The 21,092-nt window shown below is 61.3% G+C and carries 21 protein-coding genes and 1 tRNA gene (1 of these 22 running past the window's edge); 10 read left to right on the top strand and 12 right to left on the bottom strand.

Annotation, left to right across the window (positions count from 1 at the left end; translation table 11 throughout):
- A protein-coding gene (gene msrQ, locus AQUI_RS0108950; protein ID WP_027257222.1) for a protein-methionine-sulfoxide reductase heme-binding subunit MsrQ crosses the window boundary here: on the bottom strand, positions 1-140 show its 5' portion. It extends 484 nt beyond the left edge of the window; 140 of the gene's 624 nt are visible here — the first part of the coding sequence; the start codon lies at positions 138-140; its stop codon lies beyond the left edge, outside the window.
- 13 nt (positions 141-153) lie between these two features.
- On the bottom strand, positions 154-1,059 hold the full coding sequence (gene msrP, locus AQUI_RS0108945) for a protein-methionine-sulfoxide reductase catalytic subunit MsrP (protein ID WP_027257221.1): 906 nt from the start codon (positions 1,057-1,059) through the stop codon (positions 154-156).
- Between the two features lie 277 nt (positions 1,060-1,336).
- On the opposite strand from msrP, the gene AQUI_RS0108940 reads away from it, so the two are divergent.
- Positions 1,337-1,774: a DUF302 domain-containing protein gene (locus AQUI_RS0108940; protein ID WP_027257220.1), complete on the top strand. Its 438-nt coding sequence runs from the start codon at positions 1,337-1,339 to the stop codon at positions 1,772-1,774.
- A gap of 99 nt (positions 1,775-1,873) precedes the next feature.
- Entirely contained in the window at positions 1,874-2,440 is a 567-nt protein-coding gene (locus AQUI_RS0108935; protein ID WP_035920265.1) for a hypothetical protein, read from the top strand.
- 16 nt (positions 2,441-2,456) lie between these two features.
- Here the strand turns inward: AQUI_RS0108935 and AQUI_RS0108930 are convergent, their stop codons facing one another.
- Positions 2,457-3,347 carry an AraC family transcriptional regulator gene (locus AQUI_RS0108930; RefSeq protein WP_156916797.1) on the bottom strand — a complete coding sequence of 297 codons (891 nt, stop codon included), beginning with the start codon at positions 3,345-3,347 and terminating at the stop codon, positions 2,457-2,459.
- 170 nt (positions 3,348-3,517) lie between these two features.
- Between AQUI_RS0108930 and AQUI_RS0108925 the strand changes: the two genes are divergently transcribed.
- Entirely contained in the window at positions 3,518-3,808 is a 291-nt protein-coding gene (locus AQUI_RS0108925; protein ID WP_027257217.1) for an antibiotic biosynthesis monooxygenase, read from the top strand.
- A 337-nt stretch (positions 3,809-4,145) separates the two neighbouring features.
- Here the strand turns inward: AQUI_RS0108925 and clpB are convergent, their stop codons facing one another.
- Complete coding sequence (gene clpB, locus AQUI_RS0108915) at positions 4,146-6,764, bottom strand: ATP-dependent chaperone ClpB (RefSeq protein ID WP_027257216.1); 2,619 nt, start codon at positions 6,762-6,764, stop codon at positions 4,146-4,148.
- Between the two features lie 315 nt (positions 6,765-7,079).
- Between clpB and pyrF the strand changes: the two genes are divergently transcribed.
- Complete coding sequence (pyrF, locus tag AQUI_RS0108910) at positions 7,080-7,796, top strand: orotidine-5'-phosphate decarboxylase (RefSeq protein ID WP_027257215.1); 717 nt, start codon at positions 7,080-7,082, stop codon at positions 7,794-7,796.
- A 376-nt stretch (positions 7,797-8,172) separates the two neighbouring features.
- Here pyrF and AQUI_RS0108905 read toward each other — a convergent pair whose 3' ends face one another.
- Positions 8,173-8,595 (bottom strand): NUDIX hydrolase, encoded by a 423-nt coding sequence (locus AQUI_RS0108905; RefSeq protein WP_027257214.1) that lies wholly within the window; start codon positions 8,593-8,595, stop codon positions 8,173-8,175.
- Between the two features lie 94 nt (positions 8,596-8,689).
- Between AQUI_RS0108905 and AQUI_RS0108900 the strand changes: the two genes are divergently transcribed.
- Positions 8,690-9,943: a DNA polymerase IV gene (locus tag AQUI_RS0108900; RefSeq protein ID WP_027257213.1), complete on the top strand. Its 1,254-nt coding sequence runs from the start codon at positions 8,690-8,692 to the stop codon at positions 9,941-9,943.
- Positions 9,944-9,963: 20 nt separating this feature from the next.
- On the opposite strand, the gene AQUI_RS0108895 is transcribed toward AQUI_RS0108900, so the two are convergent.
- Positions 9,964-10,824 (bottom strand): N-formylglutamate amidohydrolase, encoded by an 861-nt coding sequence (locus AQUI_RS0108895; protein ID WP_027257212.1) that lies wholly within the window; start codon positions 10,822-10,824, stop codon positions 9,964-9,966.
- Positions 10,825-10,986: 162 nt separating this feature from the next.
- Here AQUI_RS0108895 and AQUI_RS0108890 point away from each other — a divergent pair.
- The 4 genes from AQUI_RS0108890 to AQUI_RS0108875 all read left to right on the top strand — a co-directional run bounded on the left by AQUI_RS0108890 (position 10,987) and on the right by AQUI_RS0108875 (position 13,757).
- Positions 10,987-11,061 (top strand) — tRNA-Val (locus tag AQUI_RS0108890).
- 78 nt (positions 11,062-11,139) lie between these two features.
- Positions 11,140-11,265: a type B 50S ribosomal protein L36 gene (gene ykgO, locus AQUI_RS0108885; RefSeq protein WP_005648635.1), complete on the top strand. Its 126-nt coding sequence runs from the start codon at positions 11,140-11,142 to the stop codon at positions 11,263-11,265.
- A 395-nt stretch (positions 11,266-11,660) separates the two neighbouring features.
- On the top strand, positions 11,661-12,677 hold the full coding sequence (locus tag AQUI_RS0108880) for a Fe(3+) ABC transporter substrate-binding protein (RefSeq protein ID WP_027257211.1): 1,017 nt from the start codon (positions 11,661-11,663) through the stop codon (positions 12,675-12,677).
- Between the two features lie 219 nt (positions 12,678-12,896).
- Positions 12,897-13,757, top strand: a complete 861-nt coding sequence (locus tag AQUI_RS0108875) for a CobW family GTP-binding protein (RefSeq protein ID WP_027257210.1) — start codon at positions 12,897-12,899, stop codon at positions 13,755-13,757.
- A gap of 45 nt (positions 13,758-13,802) precedes the next feature.
- Here AQUI_RS0108875 and AQUI_RS0108870 read toward each other — a convergent pair whose 3' ends face one another.
- The 6 genes from AQUI_RS0108870 to AQUI_RS0108845 form a co-directional block, all read right to left on the bottom strand.
- Positions 13,803-15,482 (bottom strand): ABC transporter permease, encoded by a 1,680-nt coding sequence (locus AQUI_RS0108870; protein WP_027257209.1) that lies wholly within the window; start codon positions 15,480-15,482, stop codon positions 13,803-13,805.
- 160 nt (positions 15,483-15,642) lie between these two features.
- Positions 15,643-16,860 (bottom strand): phenylacetate--CoA ligase family protein, encoded by a 1,218-nt coding sequence (locus tag AQUI_RS0108865; RefSeq protein WP_027257208.1) that lies wholly within the window; start codon positions 16,858-16,860, stop codon positions 15,643-15,645.
- 17 nt (positions 16,861-16,877) lie between these two features.
- Entirely contained in the window at positions 16,878-17,726 is an 849-nt protein-coding gene (locus tag AQUI_RS0108860) for an ABC transporter ATP-binding protein (RefSeq protein WP_027257207.1), read from the bottom strand.
- A 116-nt stretch (positions 17,727-17,842) separates the two neighbouring features.
- On the bottom strand, positions 17,843-19,126 hold the full coding sequence (locus AQUI_RS0108855; RefSeq protein WP_027257206.1) for an ABC transporter substrate-binding protein: 1,284 nt from the start codon (positions 19,124-19,126) through the stop codon (positions 17,843-17,845).
- 93 nt (positions 19,127-19,219) lie between these two features.
- Positions 19,220-20,296 carry a branched-chain amino acid ABC transporter permease gene (locus AQUI_RS0108850; protein WP_027257205.1) on the bottom strand — a complete coding sequence of 359 codons (1,077 nt, stop codon included), beginning with the start codon at positions 20,294-20,296 and terminating at the stop codon, positions 19,220-19,222.
- Between the two features lie 74 nt (positions 20,297-20,370).
- Entirely contained in the window at positions 20,371-20,634 is a 264-nt protein-coding gene (locus AQUI_RS0108845) for a hypothetical protein (RefSeq protein ID WP_027257204.1), read from the bottom strand.
- Between the two features lie 102 nt (positions 20,635-20,736).
- On the opposite strand from AQUI_RS0108845, the gene AQUI_RS0108840 reads away from it, so the two are divergent.
- Complete coding sequence (locus AQUI_RS0108840) at positions 20,737-21,081, top strand: hypothetical protein (protein WP_027257203.1); 345 nt, start codon at positions 20,737-20,739, stop codon at positions 21,079-21,081.
- Positions 21,082-21,092: the final 11 nt, after the last annotated feature.

Here is a 21,092-nt window from a genome sequence, read left to right as displayed (position 1 = left end):
TCATACTCCAGCGCCTTGATCGGCTCCACCCCCAGGCCGCCAGTGAGGCCGAGGTAAAAGAGCCAGAACGCAGGCAGTGTCCCGAGCAGATAAACTGCCCAGACTGGAAAGTGGCGGAGAAGCTGGTTTGCCGTGTCCATCAGGCGGCTCCGGTCAGAAGTGCTTGGCAAGGTCCATCCCATCATACAGGGCGGCCACCTCTTTCCCGTAGCCATTGAACATCAGCGTCGGCTGGCGTTTAGCGAACAGCCCGCCGCCAATGCGGCGTTCGCTGGCCTGGCTCCAGCGCGGATGCGAGACATCGGGATTCACATTACTATAGAAGCCGTATTCCCGGCCATTGGCCATATTCCAGCTGGTCGGGGGTTCCTGATCCGTCAGGGTGATGCGCACGACGGACTTGATCGACTTGAAACCGTACTTCCATGGAACCACCAGCCGCAGCGGTGCGCCGTTCTGGTTGGGCAGCGGTTTACCGAAGATACCTGTTGCCATCATCGTCAGCGGGTTCATCGCCTCATCCAGGCGCAGGCCTTCGCGGTAAGGCCAGTCCAGCACCTTATAGGCAGTGCCTGGCATTTCAGACGGCCGGTACAGCGTCTCGAAGGCGACGTATTTGGCGCCCTTCTGAACACCCGCCATATCCAACAGATCCGCCAGCTCGAACCCCTGCCAGGGCACCACCATGGACCAGGCCTCGACACAGCGGAACCGGTAGATACGCTCCTCCAGTGTCATTTCACCTAAGATCTGCTCAAAGGAATAATCTCCCGGCTTGTCGACCAAACCGTCAACCTTGACGCTCCAGGGCTTGGTGGTCATCAGGTCCGCGTATTTGGGCGGGTCGCCTTTGCCGGTGCCGAATTCATAGAAGTTGCAGTAGTTGGTCACCTCTTCCCAAGTATTGGGCTCCAACGCCTCTTCCGCATACGCCTGACCGCCCAGCGCCGCGGCCAGCCCGCTGCCTGCCAGCCCCGCCATGATCTGGCGGCGGTTCCAGAACGCAGCCTCCGGGGTTGCATCTGCAAGGGTCAAATCATTGGTCCAGCGGCGCGCCATCTGCGTCTCCTGAGTTTGCTGCTCCCTTTCAGGTAACGGTCCCGTGCGCAAAACCCAAAACATATCCAGTAACGACTGCGCGAGAGAACTGTAACGTTGCACAGTCTTCTTCATTCAGCGTTAACACAAAGGGGCTTTCAGCGGCGCGGCGCCTGAACCGGCTATGCGGAAACTTTCCGGTGGCGGTTGCCCCCATCTCATGCAAAAAATGCAATGTTTTAGCGCACGGCCCTGCAGGGCAGCGGGCGCGGGTCAGCAGTCACCAAGGAGATGCCCGATGAAGATGTATGTAATTGCAGCCGCCCTTGCCCTCAGCACTGGCACGGCTGCGGCGCAGGACATGGTGAGCTACACCACTCCCCTGCCCTTTGATGACGTAACCTTCGGGCTTGAGAGCGCCATCACCAACCGGGGCTTGCGGATCGACCACATCAGCCATGTGGGCGACATGCTGGAACGCACCCGCGCCGATGTCGGCTCGGATATAGTGCTGTTTGAACATGCGCAGGTCTTCTCTTTCTGCTCCGCCAAACTGTCTCGCCAAGTGATGGAGGCCAATCCCATGAACATCACCTTCTGCCCTTATGACATATTCGTCGCTCAGACCCCTGACGCAGAAGACGTCACCATCGGCTTCCGCGCCTTCCCCGAGGGCGAGATGCAGCTGATCCACGATCTGCTGGACGGTATCGTGCAGGAGGCGATCGAGAAGTAAGCTCCAGAGTATCCCCTGGCTGCAAAATTCCCCGCTGCACTGCCTGCGCGTTTTCACTATGCTGGCCGGAAACTGAAATTCCGGCACGGGCAGACCATGATGAAATCCCTTTTTGCTTACCTGATGATGCTGGCAGCCGCCACGCTGGCTGGCTGCGCTACCGGCCCCGCGGCGACCAAGAACGATGTCCAAGAACTCTCGCTGGCGCTGCAAACCCTGGATCCGAAAGTAGACCCGGTTGAGGCCCGCCGCGCGGCCGAGATCGCCTACAGCTACTCCGCCAGGCTGGCCGAGCAGTACAATGTCACCACCTCGCCGATCCTGCACAACACGATGGTGAACACCGGGATCAAAGACCGCGGCCTTTGCGTGCATTATGCCGAGGACATGCAGGCGCGGCTTAGCCAGGAGAACTTCCAGACGCTCACAATGCTGCGCGCCATAGCCGAGCCAAAGAACGATTTCCGCATCGACCACAGCACCGCGGTGATCGCCGCCAAGGGCGATGGGATCTATGAAGGCATCGTTCTCGACCCCTGGCGCTATGGCGGCAAGCTGTTCTGGTCCGCAACAACCGAGGACGGACGTTACAATTGGGAACCCCGCCTGAAAGTCCTGCGCCGCAAATATGAGCGGCGGGTGGCCAAGGACGCGGCAGCACAGTGAGGCTGTCTCTCTGGGACTACGGGCCTGCTGCGGCAATAGCCGCCCGGAACTGCCCCGGAGTCATTCCGAACTGCTTCTTAAATTCGCTGATAAAATGGGACGTGCTGTCATACCCGACGGCCAGCCCGATGCCGGTGACCGCCTCCCTGGTGTTTTCCAGCAACCCCTTGGCCTGACCCAGCCTGCGTTGCTTGCGCCATTGCGCTGGCGACGCACCGAAGATACGCCGGAACTCCCGGTTGAATGTCGGAACAGAGCGGCCGGACAATGCTGCAAGGTCGGCAGTGTGCAAGTCATGATCCTGAAACGCCTTGGCCACATAGGCGACTGAGCGATGATGCTGCGTGCTGAGACTGCCTGCAAGCGTGTTCGCCAGCTTGCTGCGGTCATGCAACACCGCAAGCAGCATAATCAGCTCAATCAGTTTCAAACGAACAAGATCCGCGTCCACCTGCAGGTCGCCGTAGACCGCGGCAACACCGCTCATAAACGCGGCCAGCCTCTGGCTCGCAGGCACGATTTCCAGGCCCGCAGGCTCCCCAACCTGCCCGCCTCCCAAACGTGCAAGTGCATCGCAGACCAGCGCGGGTGCCAGGAAAATCATCACCGCCTCAAGCGGCCCATCCTGACAGCGGAAGTCCGACTGAAGCCGGACATTCGGGGGAATGATAATCAGCTCACCCGCCTGCACTTCGGTGCAGGTGCCATCCGCATCGAAAAACCGTTCCCGGCCTTTCAGCAAATAGCAGATGCAAGTCTCGCTGGAGACAAACTCCAGCTCTCTCAAATCCGCGTGCAGTACCTTGTGCATCAGCCGCCCGTGCCGGCTCGACAGAATTTCGCGCGTAGAGGAAAAGGCTTTCAATGCGTCGGGAATAACGATCAGCTTGCTTCGGGCGTGTGTCACGCGGCGGCTCCATCAGGTTGCCGGAACGGGCTGGTAATGCTCACCCGTGTTTGCATTTGCAGAAACCTAACCAAGGTTTCTGATCGGATTGCAATACTATTGATCGGGTTACGTTAGCGAAGCGCACACATTCCAGCCATGAATTGCTCATCGAAAAAAAGGAGATCCCGATGAGCATCTGGGTAACGCTTGAAATGGAAGTACTGGAAGGGCAGTTCGCAGAATTGGAACCCTTCCTTGCGGAGCGCCTTCCGGCTGTGCGCGGCTTTGACGGCGCCCTGTCGGTCACACTCTATTATGATGACGAAACCCGCGGCCTGCTGATTGTTGAAGAATGGCTCTCAAAACAGCACCACGCCGCGTATATCCAGGCCATTTCCGAAAACGGTGTCCTCGCCCGCCTGGCCGCCTTCATGACCGCACCGCCCGAGGTGCGTTACTACAAGAGGCTGGTGATCTGATGGCGGACTGTTCCAATGGCATTTCGCGCCGCACCGCCCTTAGCTGCACAGCCGCTGCCGCCGCGGCGGCTTGGTTTTCGCCGGCAACTGCTGCGACGGCATCCACGGAGATGCGTTTCCATACCGTAAGGCTCCGCAAGTCCGGTACGCCTGACTACCTCTTGGGCATGCGCCGCAATCCGTCTTCAATCAGCCAACTGGTACTGGAAGGTGAGGACTTTTGCCTGATCCTGGCGGGTGAACGCGCCCGAACGGGCGCACGCCGACTGGAGCTGTAAGGCTCCCCATTCATGACAAAGGCCCACCATCGCTGGCGGGCCTTCTTTGTTACTTCTCCTTAATGCACCACCGCATCGTCGGGCTTTGGCCGGTCTGACGTCCCCAGCCGGTCGCCGATGATCAACCCCTCGCTGCCAGCCGAGACCGGAACGGTGTCGCCGTCCTTGATCTCGCCGGCCAGCAGGGCCTCGGCGAGCGGGTTTTGCAGGGCGCGCTGGATCACCCGCTTCAGGGGGCGGGCGCCGAACACCGGGTCATAACCCTCATCCGCCAGCCAGGTCTTGGCCGCCGCGTCCAGCTCCAGCCCGATCTTGCGCCCCGCCAGCCGTTTCAGCAGCCGCGCCAGCTGGATCTCAACAATACCGTCCATATCCGCCCGCGCCAGCCGGTCAAAGATAATGGTCTCATCCAGCCGGTTCAGGAACTCGGGTCGGAAATGCGCCTTGACCGCATCCATCACGTCGCGCCGCGCATCTGAGGCATCCGCGCCCTCGGGCAGTTGGCTAAGCGCCTGAGCGCCCAGGTTCGAGGTCAGGATGATCAGCGTCTGCTTGAAATCCACGGTACGGCCCTGCCCGTCGGTCAGCATGCCGTCGTCCAAGACCTGCAGAAGCACGTTGAACACATCCGGATGCGCCTTTTCGACCTCATCGAACAGTACCACCTGATAGGGGCGGCGGCGCACGGCCTCGGTCAGCACCCCCCCCTCATCATAGCCGACATAGCCCGGAGGCGCGCCGATCAGCCGGGCGACCGAGTGTTTCTCCATGAACTCCGACATGTCGACGCGGACCATCGCGTGCTCGTCGTCGAACAGGAAGCCGGCAACCGCCTTGGTCAGTTCGGTCTTACCCACGCCGGTCGGCCCAAGAAACAGGAACGACCCCAGCGGCCGGTTCTCATCGTTCAGGCCTGCACGTGCCCGGCGTACAGCATTGGCCACTGCGGTCACCGCAGCGTTCTGGCCGATCACCCGGCGGTGCAGATCATCTTCCATGCGCAGCAGCTTCTCACGCTCGCCCTCCAGCATTTTGGAGGTCGGAATGCCGGTCCAGCGCTCAACAACAGCCGCGATCTGCTCCGGCCGCACGGCCTCTTCGACCATCAGGCCCTTTTCTTCTCGGCTCTCGGCATCGGACAGCTGCTTTTCCAGCCCCGGAATGACGCCATAAGACAGCTCTCCCGCCTTGGCGAGATTGCCCTCCCGCTTGGCTATGTCCAGGTCGGCGCGGGCACGGTCCAGCTGCTCTTTCAGGTCGCGAGCCCCTGCCAGCTTGTCCCGTTCCGACTGCCACTGAGCGGTCATCTCGGCAGACTGCTCCTGCAGGTCCGACAGTTCCTTTTGCAGCGTCGTTAGCCGGTCCATGGAAGCTGCGTCGTCCTCAAGCTTCAGCGCCTCTTCCTCGATCTGCATCTGCAGGATCTGCCGGTCCAGCGCATCCAATTCCTCGGGCTTGGAATCCACCTGCATGCGCAGGCGGCTGGCCGCCTCATCCATCAGGTCGATGGCCTTATCCGGCAGGAAGCGGTCGGTGATATAGCGGTTCGACAGCGTCGCCGCCGAGACCAGCGCCGCATCGGCAATCCGCACCCCGTGGTGCAGCTCATATTTTTCCTTGATGCCGCGCAGAATAGAAACCGTGTCTTCCACCGTCGGCTCGGTCACCATCACCGGCTGGAACCGGCGGGCCAGGGCCGCGTCCTTCTCCACATACTTGCGGTATTCATCCAGCGTGGTCGCGCCAACGCAATGCAGTTCGCCGCGCGCCAGCGCCGGCTTGATCAGGTTGGCGGCATCCATAGCGCCATCGGATTTGCCGGCCCCCACCAGCGTGTGCATCTCATCGATGAACAGAATGATCTCACCGGCGGCTTCGGTCACTTCGGTCAGCACCGCCTTCAGGCGCTCCTCGAATTCGCCGCGGTACTTTGCACCGGCAATCAGCGCGCCCATGTCCAGCGACAGCAGCTTCTTGTCACGCAAGGACTCCGGCACATCGCCATTCACAATGCGCAGCGCCATGCCCTCGGCAATCGCGGTCTTGCCCACGCCCGGCTCACCGATCAGCACCGGATTGTTCTTGGTCCGGCGTGACAGAACCTGCATCGAGCGGCGGATCTCCTCGTCGCGGCCAATGATCGGGTCGATCTTGCCCTCGCGCGCCGCCTCGGTCAGATCGCGGGCGTATTTCTTCAGCGCATCATAGCCTTCCTCAGCCGTGGCCGAGTCAGCTGTGCGTCCCTTACGGATATCGTTGATCGCCTCATTCAGTTTCTGCGCGGACACGGCACCAGCCTCCAAGGCGTCCTTCGCCTTGGACTTCACCATGCACAGCGCCATCAGCAGACGCTCAACCGGCACAAAGCTGTCGCCTGCCTTCTCGGCAATCTTGGCAGCCTCGTCCAGCACTTTGGCAGTCTGGCCGTCCAAATAGATCTGCGCCGCATCGCCGCTCACCTTCGCCTGCTTGGCAACAGCAGCCTCGACAGCCTCAACCACGCGCGCCGGTGCGCCGCCCGCGCGGGAGATCAGGTTGCTCGCCAGCCCCTGATCATCATCCATCAGTGCTTTCAGAATATGCTCCGGCACCAGCCGCTGGTGCCCCTCGCGCATCGCAATGGTCTGCGCCGCCTGCACGAATCCCCGCGCACGCTCAGTGAACTTGTTCAAGTCCATCTTGCTCTCCTTTATCAAGCGCCCGATGTTTGGCAGCGCCCGCCCTGCGGCACGCCCCTGTCCGGGCCTCAAGGTTCAATGTGGGAAGCAAACCAGCCGCTTCAAGATCATTAGACACCGAAAAGATGAGCAAATCCCTGACCTGCGTCAACTTCCCCGGCGCCACAGCCTCGACCGCGCCGCGCCAAAATTGCAATCGGCCCCGCAAGGGGCAGCTTCAGTTGCGGGAGCCCCGTCTGCACCTTGCCCAACCGAAGCCCCTTGCGTATGAAACGCCAGTTTCACGTCAAATCCGTCAAAAGTAAGGACCGCCCCATGACCCAAGCCCCGCGCGCCGACGACCGCCTGATTGTTGCCATGGATGTTCCCGACGCGCTGGCTGGGCTGAAGCTGGCCGAACAGCTGGGCGATGCGGTCTCCTTCTATAAAATCGGCCTCGGCATGCTGACCAGCGGCGGGCTGGCACTCGCTAATGAACTGAAACAGGAACACGGCAAGCGTATTTTCCTCGACATGAAACTGTTCGACATCGGCGCCACCGTGGAAAATGCGGTGCGCGGTCTGGCCCAGTTCGACCTCGACTTCCTCACCGTTCATGGCGACCCTTACGTGGTGCAAGCCGCCAAGGAAGGCGCTTCCGACAAGGACCTCAAGATCCTCGCCGTCACCATCCTGACCTCGCTGGACCGCCAAGATTTGGACGGCGCGCTGATCAAAAAGGGGGCGGTGCAGGAACTGGTACTGGAACGCGCAGGCAATGCCTTTGCCGCCGGCGCCGACGGGGTCATCGCCAGCCCGCAGGAAGCGGCACTGATCCGTGCCCTGCCCGAAGCCGAAGGCAAGCTGATCGTCACCCCCGGCGTCCGCCCCGCCGGTGCCGACCTCGGCGACCAAAAACGGGTCGCGACACCTGCGAGCGCTATTGCTGACGGTGCTGACCATATCGTTGTCGGCCGCCCAATCTGGAAGGCAGACAGCCCCCGCGCCGCGGCTGTGTCCATCCTGGCTGAGCTGGCCGGCGTGCAGGATTAACACCGAACAGCCATAGGCTGCCTGCACTGCAAACAGTCCAGGCGCCTTATTGCCCAAAAATTAGGCAGAAATAAATCTTTTCGCAAAGCACAAGACAACAGCCGTGGCTACAGTTCAAAAGTATAGTGACGCCACGTCAAGCACTTCTTTTCACTGAGAAATCCGCCAATAGCGGCAGAATCTGTGCCAAATTGACCTGTGCCTTCAAAAGCACACCACGCAGCTCCGCAAACTCTGCCCGCTGCCGCGGACTTTGCGAACGACCGCCGACTGAGCGATTCTAGGATTTGAGACACTCCCCAGACGGGCTTTTCTTCCTGAGACCCGTCACCTCCCCCCGCTAATTAGCGGGGGATCTTTCTTTCAGCCCCCCGGTTCAGGCGGCCCGGACAACAAGATACTCCCGCAGCCGCTCGGCAAAATGCGGCACCGCCAACGGGTGCGCGCAATAGGTTTCCGGTGCCATCAATCTCCAGCGCTGCCCCTCGTCCCCCAGCTTGACCTGCCTGGCAACCGCCGCGGGCAGATGCCCCGCAAAGAACCAGACTCGCCCGCGCGGGCGCTGATAGGAGCGGGCCCAGACCAGCACATCAGGCTGCAGAACCAGCCCGGCTTCTTCCTCGGTCTCCCGCAGCGCGCAGGCTTCGGGACTTTCTCGGCCTTCGCGTCCACCGCCCGGCAGGTCCCAAAACCCGGGGTATGGGATATCCGGCTTGTCGTCCCGCTGGATCACCAGCAAATCCTGCCCCAGAAAAAGAGCCAGCTTTGCGCCTGAAAAATCTTCGTCTGCTCGTGCCATGATCTGTCACTTGGACACGGGCCGCGTTAAAGACAAGACCTCCGCCGCAAGCTATACTTGCCCATTCCTTGATCCAGCAGAATCCTTGCCCGCCATGCATGCCCTGTGCCGAGATTGCCTGAGCCAGATTGCCCCCGCCCGGCGCTGCCCGCATTGCGGCAGCCCGCGGATCAAGGCGCATGCAGAGCTGTTTTCCCTCACCATCGCCCATATGGACTGCGATGCCTTCTATGCCAGCGTCGAAAAGCGCGACAATCCAGAATTGGCCGCCAAGCCGGTGATTATCGGGGGCGGCAAACGCGGTGTGGTCTCTACCGCCTGCTACGTCGCCCGCATCCGCGGAGTGCGCTCGGCCATGCCGACGTTTCAAGCCTTGAAACTTTGCCCCGATGCGGTGTTCATCAAACCGCGGATGAGCGTCTACGTCGAGGTCAGCCGCGAAATCCGCAAGATGATGAACGAACTCACCCCGGAGGTGGAGCCGCTGTCGCTGGATGAAGCCTTCATGGACCTCAGCGGCACCGAAAAACTGCATGGTGCGCCGCCCGCCGCGATGCTGGCCCGCCTGGTCAAACGGATGAAGGACGAATTGGGCATCACCGGCTCCATCGGCCTGTCACATAATAAGTTCCTGGCCAAGGTTGCCTCCGACCTCGACAAACCGCGCGGGTTCTCGGTGATTGGCAAGGCAGAAACCGCTGATTTTCTGCGCGAAAAACCGGTACGGCTGATCTGGGGCATTGGCCCCGCCGCCCAGGTAAGCCTGGAAAAGGCGGGCATCCGCACATTCTCGGACCTTTTGCGTTGGGACCGCGAGGCCCTGCACAGCCGCTTCGGCTCCATGGGGGACCGGCTCTGGCACCTGGCCCGCGGCCAGGACCGGCGCCGGGTTTCGGCCAATGCCCCCGTCAAATCGATTTCCAAGGAAACCACGTTTTTTGAAGACACCGCCAGCATAGACATTCTGGATGGTCATCTGTGGCGGCTTGCAGAACAGGTTTCCGATCGCGCCAAGGCGCGGGAGCTTGCAGGCCGGGTTGTCACGCTCAAACTGAAACGCGCCAATCATTCCGCATTGACCCGGCGGGTGACACTGCACAATCCCACCCAAATCGCCGACCGCATTTACCGCACCGCACGCAACCTGCTGGACCAGGCGGGCAATCAAGGGCCCTACCGGCTGCTGGGCTGCGGTATATCTGATCTCGTGCCCGAATCGCAAGCCGACGAAACCGGCGACCTGCTGGATCCGCAGGCTGGCAAGCGGGCTGAGGCGGAACGCGCGACCGATGCCATCCGCAAACGATTTGGAGACAGCGCGATTCTGAAAGGCCGCGCGCTGCGCTGAGCCGCGCAGGCGTTTTCTTCTTACTCCGCCGCCAGCGGCAGTTCCTCGCGTCCAATCGCCGCGATCTCGGCAATTACCTGGCGCAGCAGCTGCTCCAGCAATTCAAAATTCCCGTTGGGGCGGATTTTAGCTTCATCCATATACAACGCCCGGTCTATTTCGATCTGAACCGCGTGCTGGCGCCGTGATGGGCGGCCATAGGTCTGGGCGATATAGGCCCCGGCAAACGGCGTGTTGCGGGCGACGTTCAGCCCCGCCGCAGCGAAGGCAGCCTCAATCCGGTCCACAACGCTGCTATCGGCTGCGGCGCCGAAGCGGTCACCCAGCACCACCTCGGGCTTGCCGCCCTTGCACGGAACCATGGTGTCGATCGCCTCATGCGGCATCGAATGACAATCGACTAGAATCGCTTGGCCGAAATGCTGATGCGCCTGATCCAAAAGCCCCCTCAGCGCCTGGTGGTAGGGGTGCCAGCAGCTCCTGATCCGCTGCTCGGCCTCCGTCGCCGGCAGTTTGCCGCGGTAAATTGCCCGGCTATTGGCCACCACCCGGGGAATCACCCCAAGGCCCGAAGCCACCCGCGGGTTCTGCCCGCGCCGCTGGACTCCTTCGATCACCGCCGGATCCAGCTCATCCGGAGACCGGTTCAGATCCAGGTAGGCACGCGGCTTGACTGCCATCAGCAGCGGCGATCCAAACTCTGGCGCGGCCCTAAACAGCCGGTCGACAAAGGCGTCCTCCGAGCTGCGGATCTCCTTTCGCCCCAGAATCGACTGGGCCAGAAAGGAATCGGAATAGTCCGTGCCGCTGTGCGGAGAGGCAAAAACCACGGCCGAAGCCAGTTTCTGCGGTGAAATCACGGAAAACGCTGTATCAGGCATCCTTGCTCCGGTGCTTCTTGTGCAAGAAACAGCATATCGCGGAAATTTCTGCGGTCAAAAGCTCTTGCACCCCTGAGCGACTCTATTTATAGACCCCCTCACCGGCGCGGCACCCCGCGCCCCTTTCACTTCCAAGGGGCAGGACGGCGCGCAGGCTAGAGTGGGCGATTAGCTCAGCGGTAGAGCACTTCGTTGACATCGAAGGGGTCACAAGTTCGATCCTTGTATCGCCCACCATTCATTCACGGCTTTGGCTCCGGCCAGGCCACCCGCTAACCCAGGCGCTGGTTCGCGCCGCAGACAAGGAGAGAGACCATGAAGGTCAAGAACTCGCTCCGTTCGCTGAAGAACCGGCACCGCGATTGCCGGGTTGTGCGCCGCAAAGGTCGCGTTTACGTGATCAACAAGACCCAGCGCAAGTTCAAAGCGCGCCAGGGCTAAGATCCGACACAGCGACACGCAGAAAACCGCATCGACCGATGCGGTTTTTTTGCGTTTGGCAGCTGCGGTTTCCGGAGAAGACACAGGTAAATGCTCCCGCGCCCGCAGATCCCGCAGGCAAAGCCGGGCGGGTCTTCGCGGCCTTGGGCGTGGCACCGCGCATGGCGCGGTGCCACGCCCAACCGGAACGGGCTTTGCCAAAAGTCCGGCGACGGGCGGGAGCCCACCGCGCCATCTGCCCCACTCCCCTGTTCCTGCCCGGCTGCTCTCAGTTGAACCCCGGCCAAGCAGAGAGCTTACCAAGTGTTTCAGTCGGAAATCCGTTGCATCTTCTGTCAATTGCTTTAATTGACTATTTCAGTCGGAATAAAAACCACAGAAGAACGGGACACCCAATGCTGAAAGCCACCACCGTACTGGCCGGCGCCCTGACCGCTGCCATTGCCACCTGCGCTGCTGCCGAAGGCGAGCTGAACATTTATTCGTCGCGCCATTACGACACCGACGAACAGCTCTATTCGGATTTCGAAGCGGCCACCGGCATCACCATCAACCGCATCGAAGGCAATGCGGACGAGCTGATCGCCCGAATGAACGCCGAAGGTGAGAATTCCCCTGCCGACATCCTGATCACCGTCGACACCTCGCGCCTTACGCGTGCCAAGGATGCTGGTGTGCTGCAAAGTATCGACAGCGATGTGCTGGAATCCCGCGTGCCTGCTTATCTGCAGGATGAGGACAATCAGTGGTTCGGCTTCAGCCAGCGCTCACGGATCGTCTTCTATGACAAGGATGAAGTGGCTAACCCGCCGCTCACCTATCTGGATCTGGCAGACCCCGCCTACAAAGGCCTGGTCTGCATCCGCTCTTCCAAGAACACTTACAACCAGACCCTTCTGGCCTCGATCGTGACTCACCACGGGGCCGAAAAGGCCCAGAAATGGGCTGAGGGCGTAGTCGCCAACATGGCCCGCGCCCCACAGGGCGGCGACACCGACCAGATGCGCGGCATCGTCTCAGGCGAATGCGATATCGCGGTGGCCAACACCTACTACTTCGCTCGTTCGATCCGCAAAAACGTCAAAGGCATCTCGGACAACCGCGATCAGATCGGCTGGCTGTTTCCCTCGCAGAACACAGAGGGTGCACATATGAATCTGTCTGGCGGCGGCGTCGCCGTGCATGCGCCGAACAAGGAAAACGCCATCAGGTTCCTGGAATATCTGGCCAGCGATTCCGCCCAAGCGTATTTCTCGGCCGGCAATGACGAATATCCGGCGGTTCCCGGTGTCGGTCTGGCGCCCTCAATCGCAGCGCTTGGCCACTTCAAACCGGATGACGTGAGCCTTTCGGACGTTGCCAAGAACCTTCCCGAAGCACAGAAGATATTCAACGACGTTGGTTGGAAGTAAGTCCAGCCGGCAGCCAACACGTAACAAGCGCGGCTTGAGCCGCGCTTGTTTTAACTATTGGTTCCCCAAAAACACACTGGCAGGCCCCCAGACGAAAGATTGAAGCTGACTGAGCTTTTGCTAGACCCGTTCCGACCACCGGCCTATAGATTCCCGCATCTTGAATTTCGGGGGAATCATGCAGTCGAGCGCTTTCCACGCTCTGGAGGAACAGAGCGTATGAACCGGTTGCCGGTAACGATTATCAGCGGCTATCTGGGCGCTGGCAAAACCACGTTAATCAACCGCCTTTTGGCCGAAGATCACGGATTAAAGCTGACCGTGATCGTGAATGATTTTGGTGCAATCAACATTGATGACGCTCTGATCCAGGACACCGCTGGCGGCACGATTGCTCTCACCAATGGCTGTGCCTGCTGCACGATGGGCGATGACCTGTCCCTCGCGTTGCGCGACATCCTGAACCGGCCAGGCCGTCCGGATCATCTGGTCATCGAGGCCAGCGGCATTTCCGATCCGGTCTCCATCGCCAATTCGGTGCTGAATGAAAGCGGACTGAGCTATGGCGGTATCGTTACTCTGGTGGATGCGGAAAATGCCGAAACCCTGCTGAGCGACCCGCTGGTTGCACCGCAGGCAGAGCAGCAGATCCGTGCGGCAGACCTTGTGATCGTCACCAAATGCGATGACATGTCCGAAGCGGTCTCTGCCCTGCTGACGAAGGCCGGCGCCCGCACTCCCACCGTGCTGAATGGGTCGCCCGTGGCCCAGCTGCTGTTCGACGTGATGCCGCTGCCCAAGGGCGGCGCCGTTACCGCACATCCCGCCTATGCCACCTGGCAGCACCGCAGCAGCGATGTGCTGGACCGCCGCGCATTGGGGGACAAGCTGGCGGCCCGGCCCGCGGGACTTTACCGGATGAAAGGCTTTGTGCTGACCACCGGAGGCGCCTATGAGCTGCATGTGGTAGGCCGCCATGTCGAGGCCAAACGCTGTGAGGCTGAGGAAACCGTGCTGGTGGGCTTGGGTCCGGCAAACCGGATTTCCCGCGATGAGATAGAGGCCTGGTGGGCGGCCTAAGAAAATTCAAATTTTCTTGGCAAGAATTTTCCAAAATTCTTGCGCCTAGCGCCGCCGTCCCACCTGACGGCAGATCAGAATTACCGGCAACAGCCCCACCACCATGATCACCAGCGAAGGCACCGCGGCGCCCTCCAGCCGCTCATCCGCCGCCAGCCGGTGCGCCTGCACCGCCAGAGTGTCGAAATTGAAAGGCCGCATGATCAGCGTCGCGGGCAGTTCCTTCATCACATCCACGAACACGATAAGCAGCGCGGTCAGCAGGCTGGGCGTCAGGATCGGCAGATGCACCCGGCGCAGCATCCCCATCGGTCCTTGCCCCAGCGACCGCGCCGCCGCATCCATGTTGGAATGCATCGTCGCCTGCCCGCCCTCATAAGCGCCAAGCGCGGCGGCCATGAAGCGCACGCCGTAAGCCGCGACCAGCAACCAGATCGACCCTGTCACCAGCAGCCCCGTACGAATGCCAAAGGCCTCGCGCATCCAGGCATCCAGCGCATTGTCAAAGGCCGCAAAAGGAACGATAAGCCCCACCGCAATCACCCCGCCCGGCACCGCATAGCCCAGCCGCGCGAAATAGGCGGCAAGGGAAGACAGCCTCCCGGGCCGCAGCCGCTGGTAGAACCCAAGGCACACCGCCGCCGCTACCGTCAGTACCGCTGCAGCCGCCGCCAGGGTGATCGAATTGGCGGTGAAATCAATGTAGCGGCGGCTGAACAGGTTCTGTTCGGAGGCAAAGCTCATCGAAAACAGCACCGCCACCGGCAGCAGGAAGCCCAGAACCACCGGCACCGCGCAGAAGAAGACCGCAACCGCCGCCTTGATACCGCCCAGCTTTGCCGGCGGCATCTGGTTGTGATGCTTGCCTGCGTGGTGATATTTCGCCCGCCCGCGCGTCGCCCGCTCCATCACTGCAAGCGTCAAGGCAAAGCCTAAAAGGCACAGCGCCAGCTGCGCCGCCCCGCCCCGGTCGCCCAGCGAGAACCAGCTGGTGTAAATCCCGGTGGCAAAGGTCTGCACTCCGAAATAGGAAACCGTGCCGAAGTCCGCGATGGTCTCCATCACCGCCAGAAGGACGCCAGAGGCAATTGCCGGCCGTGCCATCGGCAGGCTGACCAGCCAGAATGCCTGCCAGGCGTTCTTCCCAAGTGCCCGCGCCGCCAGAAATGCACCGGCGCTCTGCTGCATGAAGGCCGCCCGCGCCAGCAAATAGACATAGGGGTAAAGCACCAGCACCAGCATCGCCGCCGCCCCTCCGGTTGAGCGGATCTCTGGAAACCAGTAGTCACGCGGCCCCCAGCCTGTCACTTCGCGCAAAGTCGACTGCACGATGCCGGGATGATCCAGAACATGGGTATAGGCATAGGCCAGCACATAGGCCGGAAACGCCAGCGGCAGCACCAGCGCTATTTCCAGGAACCGCGCACCGGGAAACCGCGTCATCGTCACCAGCCAGGCCGACCCCGTGCCGATGGCAAAAGTGCCAAGCGCCACCATCGCCACCAGCGCCAGTGTGGTAAGCGAGTAACCGGGCAGAACGGTCTCAGCCAGGTGACTTATGGTCCCGGTGCCGCCAAACGCCGCCGCCAGCGCCACTGCCACCATTGGCAGCAGGCAGGACAACGCCACCACCCAGGCCAGCACAGAAAAGATACCGCCGCCGGTCTTGCCACCGCGCCGTCGTCCGTGCGGAGCGTACTCTATGAGATCATTGGCAACAGTCATTTGCGGGGGTTACGGGTCCTGCAGAAGTTTTACACTGCCCTATTTCGACCATTCCAGTCAGAAATTCCAGCCGGAAAGCGCGGCGCAGGCCACAGAGGCTCCTTGAATAACAAACGGGCGCCGGCATCCGGCGCCCGTTCCCTTCCAATTAACAGGAGGGTCAGTCGTAGGTCCGCTGATCTTCGATCACCAGCCCGTCCTTGGGCAAAGCGTCCGGTGCCACAACTTCAACCTTGCCCTTGAGCTTCAGCACCTCGATCACCGAGCGCGCATAAGCCGCCGCATCGCCGCCCTGAGACTCAATCTGCACGGTCATCGCGTCCATCTCGCCATCGCGGCTGGCAATCACCCGCGCTTTGACGATTTCGTCATGCTTCTCGACCAGCGCCGCCACTTGCTCGGGGCGCACGAACATGCCCTTGATCTTGGTAGTCTGGTCGGCCCGGCCCATCCAGCCCTTGATTCGCATGTTGGTGCGGCCGCAGGGCGAGACACCCGGCATCACCGCCGACAGATCGCCGGTGGCAAAGCGGATCAGCGGGTAATCGGGGTTCAGAGTGGTCACCACAACCTCGCCCACTTCCCCCGGCGCCACCGGATTGCCGGTGCCAGGGGTGACAATCTCGACGATCACATGCTCGTCGACGATCATCCCCTCCATCGCCGGGCTTTCATAAGCGATATTGCCCAGATCGGCGGTGGCATAGCATTGCAGGCAGGAAATCCCGCGATCAGCATACTCCTGGCGCAGGGAAGGAAACAACGCGCCGCCGCCCACCGCCGCCTTGGTGAAGGCCAGCGCCACGCCCATCGCATCGGCCTTGTCCAGAATCACCTTCAGGTAATCCGGCGTTCCGGCATAGGCGGTGGCGCCGACATCACGCGCCGCGGTCACCTGCAGTTCGGTCTGGCCGGTGCCGGCCGGCAGTACCGCTGCGCCAACAGCCCGGGCGCCGTTTTCAAAGATCATGCCCGCAGGCGTCAGGTGATAGCCAAAGCAGTTCTGGACAACATCTCCCTGGCCGACCCCAGCAGCGTTCAGGAATCGCCCCATCCGCCACCAGTCGCCATCCACCCCGCCCGGCTCATAAATCGGGCCCGGACTTTGAAAAACATGGGCAAAGCCGGTCGCAGGCTTCACCGTAAAGCCGCCAAACGGCGGGTTGGCCTCCTGGGCGCGGCTCAGCTCCGACTTGCGCAGCACCGGCAATGCCGCCAGCGCCTCGGCCGATGTCACCGCCGCCGGATCCACACCGTCCAGCAGTTCTGCATACCCGGAAGCGGACTGGGCGCGGGCGATCTGCTCTGGCAAAGCCTTGGCAAGATCTGCGGCGCGTTCATCTGCGCTGCGGGTCTCAAGCGTGTCAAAAAAGGTCATCACTTCATCTCCCCGCATCAGCTCAGCCACCTCTTGCGGCGGCGGTAGGACCGCACGTCGCGAAAACTCTTGCGCCCTTCATCCGACATGCCGAGGTAGAATTCCTTCACATCCGGGTTCTCCCGCAGCTCAGCCGCGGGGCCGTCCATCACCACACGGCCCGATTCCAAGATATAGCCGTAATGGGCATAGCGCAGGGCGACGTTGGTGTTCTGCTCAGCCAGCAGGAAGGTCACGCCCTCCTGCTCGTTGATCGACTTTACGATCTCGAAAATCTGCTCCACCAGCTGCGGTGCCAGCCCCATTGAAGGCTCATCCAGCAGGATGGTTTCTGGTTTGGACATCAGGGCGCGGCCCATTGCCACCATCTGCTGCTCGCCGCCCGAGGTATATCCGGCCTGGCTTTTGCGGCGCTCCTTCAGACGCGGGAAATAGTGATAGACTCGCTCCAGATCCTCCTGAATCTTTGCGCCGCTGTCCGAGCGGGTATAGGCGCCGGTCAGCAGGTTCTCTTCCACCGTCAAATGCTCGAAACAATGGCGGCCTTCCATCACCTGGATCACGCCTTTCTTCACCAGTTCCGCCGGATCCTGCTCATGCACATGCGTACCGCGGTATTTGATCGATCCTTTGGTAACTTCGCCGCGTTCCGAGTGCAGCAGGTTCGAAATTGCCTTCAGCGTGGTGGTCTTGCCGGCCCCGTTGCCGCCCAGCAGCGCGGTAATGCCGCCCTTAGGCACATTCAGGCTGACGCCTTTTAGAACGAGGATCACATGATTGTAGATCACCTCGATATTGTTGACCTCCAGCAGGGTCTCGGCCTGCACATCGGCGGTGTCGGCGGCGGTGTTCGCTGCATCCAGCATCAAAGCGTGTCCTCATGCCTGTCCCGGATCTGAACCGGGACCCGTTTGCGCGGCGCGGCGGCTCCCCGCCGCGCCGGTTGTTCCCGGCCCCGCCACGGCAGGGCCAGCCAAAGCCCCTATTTGCAGCGGGGCTCGATGTTGTTTTCAGCCGCGTAGGCAGCCGAATCTTCCTCGATCAGCTTGCCGATCACTTCGGTATCGGACGGTTTGAAGTCCGAGATCAGCGACCAGGTTTTGCTCTCCGCATCCCACTGGGTCACACCCACCAGGCCAGGGCCGCCGTGGTTGTCGCAGGAAACATTGAAGGTCGGGCCAAAGTTCGGCATCCCCAGCGCAGCCATCTTGGCTTCGTCGATTACCAGCGCTTCCATGCCGTCGCGCATCATCGCAGCGTCGATATCCCCGGTGCCGTGGATGTCTTGCGCGGTTTTAGCGGCCTCGGCAGCAAGCATCGCCGCGTACATGCCGCGGTTGTACAGAACGTTGCCCACCTGATCGCCGGCACCTGCAGCCTTGCCCGCGTCCACGACATACTTCTGGATGTCGTCGAACACCGGGAAGTCGCGGCCCACGTTGTGGAAGGTCACCGCCTTGTAGCCATCCGCTTTGTCACCCGCCGGCATCACGTCATGCTCGGCACCGGACCACCACACGCCGATGAAGTTTTCCATCGGAAAGCGGATGTTGGCAGCTTCCTGAATTGCCACCTGGTTCATCACGCCCCAGCCCCACATCACGACATTGTCGGGACGCTCGCGGCGGATCTGCAGCCATTGCGACTTCTGTTCCTGGCCCGGGTGGTCCACCGGCAGGGCGATCAGTTCGAAGCCATGCTTCTTGGACAGCTCCTCCAGGGTGCGGATCGGCTCCTTGCCATAGGCCGAGTTGTGATAGACCAGCGCAATCTTCTTGCCGCTGATATCGCCGCCGTTGGATTCCAGCAGGTAGTTCACCACGCCCGACGCACCGTTCCAGTAGTTGGCCGGATAGTTGAACACGTGGCTGAACACTTCGCCGTTCGCAGCCGAGGTGCGGCCATAGCCCATGGTGTGCAGCGGGATGTTGTCCGCGGTCACTTTGGGGATCAGCTGATAGGTAATACCGGTGGACAGCGGCTGATAGATCAGCGCGCCCTGGCCCTTGGTCGACTCATAGCATTCCACACCTTTTTCGGTGTTATAGCCGGTCTCGCATTCGATCACCTTGGCCGGCACGCCGCCGATACCGCCATCGCGTTCATTCAGCAGGGTGAAATAGTCGTTATAGCCGTCCGAGAACGGAATGCCGCCCGCCGCATAAGGCCCTGTCCGGTAGCTGAGGTCCGGGAACACCAGGTCCGCCATTGCCGGACCGGCTGCCATCGCGGCGCCCAGCGCCAGTGTGGTCAGTGTCTTTTTCATCGGCTTAAATCCTCCCTATGGTCTTATCCGATTGTTTCTCAAAAACGGGGGTGGTCTTGCTTTTCTCCCCGTCAGCTCTCAAGGCCGCCCGCCTCAGTGCGGGAAAGGCCACAGTCTTAGTTTTTCCTTGGCGACGCGCCACAGTTGCGCCATGCCGTGCGGCTCGGCGATCAGGAACACCACAATCAGCGCCCCCACGATCACTAGCTGGAAATGCGCCACAATGTCAGTCGGCCAGCCCAGAAGATCGACACCCACCACCTTCAGCACCACCGGCAAGAGCACCAGAAAGGCCGCGCCGGCAAAGGAGCCGAAGATCGAGCCCAGACCGCCCAGGATCACCATGAACAGCACCAGAAACGACTTGTTGATACCAAAGGCCTCGCCGACCTCGACCGCACCCAGGTAGACCGCAAAGAACAGCGCGCCGGAAATCCCGATGAAAAAGCCCGAAACAGCAAAGGCCGTCAGTTTCGCCTTCAGCGGGTTCACCCCGATGATTTCAGCCGCAATATCCATGTCACGGATCGCCATCCAGCTGCGGCCCACAGTGCCGCGGGTCAGGTTGCGGGCCACCAGCGCGCAGAACGTCAGGAAGATCAGGCAGAACAGATAGGTGGCCCAGGCGGGCGCATTGGGGCCGGTGATCAGGATGCCGAAGGTATCGCGCTCTGGCGCGTTGATCTGGCCCGACGCTGAATAGTTGTAGAACCAGGGCACGCGGTTGAACAGCCACACCAGGAAGAACTGCGCCGCAAGCGTCGCCACCGCCAGGTAGAAGCCTTTGATCCGCAGCGACGGCAGCCCGAAGGCCACACAGACCACCGCGGTGATGCCGCCTGCCAGCAGCACGTGGATGAACATGCTGACCTCGGGAAAGGCCGTCATCAGCTTGTAGCAAGCATAAGCCCCCACTGCCATGAACCCGCCGGTGCCAAGGCTCACCTGCCCGCAGTATCCAACAAGAATGTTCAGCCCGATCGCCGCAATTGAATAGATCAGGAACGGCAACAGGATCGCATTGGCCCAGTAGTCATTGACCAGGAAGGGGATGATGCCGAACGCCACCGCCAGCACTACGTAATAGCGGACGCGGTCGAATTTGATCGGGAAGGTCTGGCTGTCATCGGCGTAGGAGACTTTGAAATCTCCGGCTTCACGGTAGAACATGTCTCAGATGCTCCCTTTCTGTTGCAAACGGGGCCCGGTCCGGGTGTTTGTCTTTGATGTTTCAGCGGCGGCAGTCATTTGATCTTCCCCCACTGGGCCTGCGCTGCGTCGCGCTGCGCGCGGGTCATCCGGTTTGACGGTTTGGCATAGCCGCTGCGCTCGCTGCCGCGCACCAGACGCAGGTATGCAATGATGCCGGTGATCAGGCCTGAGGCTGCCAGCAGCGATGCGGTGACGATCTGGGTTTCCGTGAACCCTTCCGCGGTCAGCGCCAGATAACCGAACGCCCAAAAGCCCGCCCAGGCAATCACGTTGATGACGGCAATCGCCTTGGTCATGCCGCCGCCCCGCCATTAACCAGTTTGTCAGAAATCCGCGCCTGGCCACATTTTGCCCATTTCTTTCTGCCACCCTGTTCTTGGGTAAAGTGAGTGGGATCAATGACCGCGATTTTCGAGGAAATCCGGCGGCTGGAGGCCGCGCGGAAAAAGGGTGATATATCCGCTGCCGAATTTGCAGAGGCCAAGGGTCGGCTGCTGGCAACGGTAGAAGACGCAACAGTGCTGCCGCCGTTCGAGTTCGAGCCGCCGCGCCGGGAGGCACGCAGGGAAACCTCCGGGACCGCACCCGGCCCTTGGGGGCTGATGCTGATGGGGCTTCTCGGGGCCGGGCTGCTAACACTCCTGGCCGGGCAGCTGATCGGCGATCTGACCATCGCCTTCACGCTGATCGCCACGGTATTCGCCGCCATTGTCATTGCCGCATTCCGCAAGCTGGAAAGCTGAACAGGCCCGGA

The sequence above is a fragment of the Leisingera aquimarina DSM 24565 genome, assembly GCF_000473165.1.
GTDB classification, from domain to species: domain Bacteria; phylum Pseudomonadota; class Alphaproteobacteria; order Rhodobacterales; family Rhodobacteraceae; genus Leisingera; species Leisingera aquimarina.
Note: the sequence above shows the minus strand (reverse complement) of the source record. Positions and strands in the feature narration are given on the sequence as shown.

Bases quoted from the DNA above. Each gene is read 5' to 3' on its own strand.
- msrP (WP_027257221.1), bottom strand. From the start codon at position 1,059: ATGGCGCGCCGCTGGACCAATGATTTGACCCTTGCAGATGCAACCCCG.
- AQUI_RS0108940 (WP_027257220.1), top strand. From the start codon at position 1,337: ATGAAGATGTATGTAATTGCAGCCGCCCTTGCCCTCAGCACTGGCACG.
- AQUI_RS0108935 (WP_035920265.1), top strand. From the start codon at position 1,874: ATGAAATCCCTTTTTGCTTACCTGATGATGCTGGCAGCCGCCACGCTG.
- AQUI_RS0108925 (WP_027257217.1), top strand. From the start codon at position 3,518: ATGAGCATCTGGGTAACGCTTGAAATGGAAGTACTGGAAGGGCAGTTC.
- clpB (WP_027257216.1), bottom strand. From the start codon at position 6,764: ATGGACTTGAACAAGTTCACTGAGCGTGCGCGGGGATTCGTGCAGGCG.
- pyrF (WP_027257215.1), top strand. From the start codon at position 7,080: ATGACCCAAGCCCCGCGCGCCGACGACCGCCTGATTGTTGCCATGGAT.
- AQUI_RS0108905 (WP_027257214.1), bottom strand. From the start codon at position 8,595: ATGGCACGAGCAGACGAAGATTTTTCAGGCGCAAAGCTGGCTCTTTTT.
- AQUI_RS0108900 (WP_027257213.1), top strand. From the start codon at position 8,690: ATGCATGCCCTGTGCCGAGATTGCCTGAGCCAGATTGCCCCCGCCCGG.
- AQUI_RS0108895 (WP_027257212.1), bottom strand. From the start codon at position 10,824: ATGCCTGATACAGCGTTTTCCGTGATTTCACCGCAGAAACTGGCTTCG.
- ykgO (WP_005648635.1), top strand. From the start codon at position 11,140: ATGAAGGTCAAGAACTCGCTCCGTTCGCTGAAGAACCGGCACCGCGAT.
- AQUI_RS0108880 (WP_027257211.1), top strand. From the start codon at position 11,661: ATGCTGAAAGCCACCACCGTACTGGCCGGCGCCCTGACCGCTGCCATT.
- AQUI_RS0108875 (WP_027257210.1), top strand. From the start codon at position 12,897: ATGAACCGGTTGCCGGTAACGATTATCAGCGGCTATCTGGGCGCTGGC.
- AQUI_RS0108870 (WP_027257209.1), bottom strand. From the start codon at position 15,482: ATGACTGTTGCCAATGATCTCATAGAGTACGCTCCGCACGGACGACGG.
- AQUI_RS0108865 (WP_027257208.1), bottom strand. From the start codon at position 16,860: ATGACCTTTTTTGACACGCTTGAGACCCGCAGCGCAGATGAACGCGCC.
- AQUI_RS0108860 (WP_027257207.1), bottom strand. From the start codon at position 17,726: ATGCTGGATGCAGCGAACACCGCCGCCGACACCGCCGATGTGCAGGCC.
- AQUI_RS0108855 (WP_027257206.1), bottom strand. From the start codon at position 19,126: ATGAAAAAGACACTGACCACACTGGCGCTGGGCGCCGCGATGGCAGCC.
- AQUI_RS0108850 (WP_027257205.1), bottom strand. From the start codon at position 20,296: ATGTTCTACCGTGAAGCCGGAGATTTCAAAGTCTCCTACGCCGATGAC.
- AQUI_RS0108845 (WP_027257204.1), bottom strand. From the start codon at position 20,634: ATGACCAAGGCGATTGCCGTCATCAACGTGATTGCCTGGGCGGGCTTT.
- AQUI_RS0108840 (WP_027257203.1), top strand. From the start codon at position 20,737: ATGACCGCGATTTTCGAGGAAATCCGGCGGCTGGAGGCCGCGCGGAAA.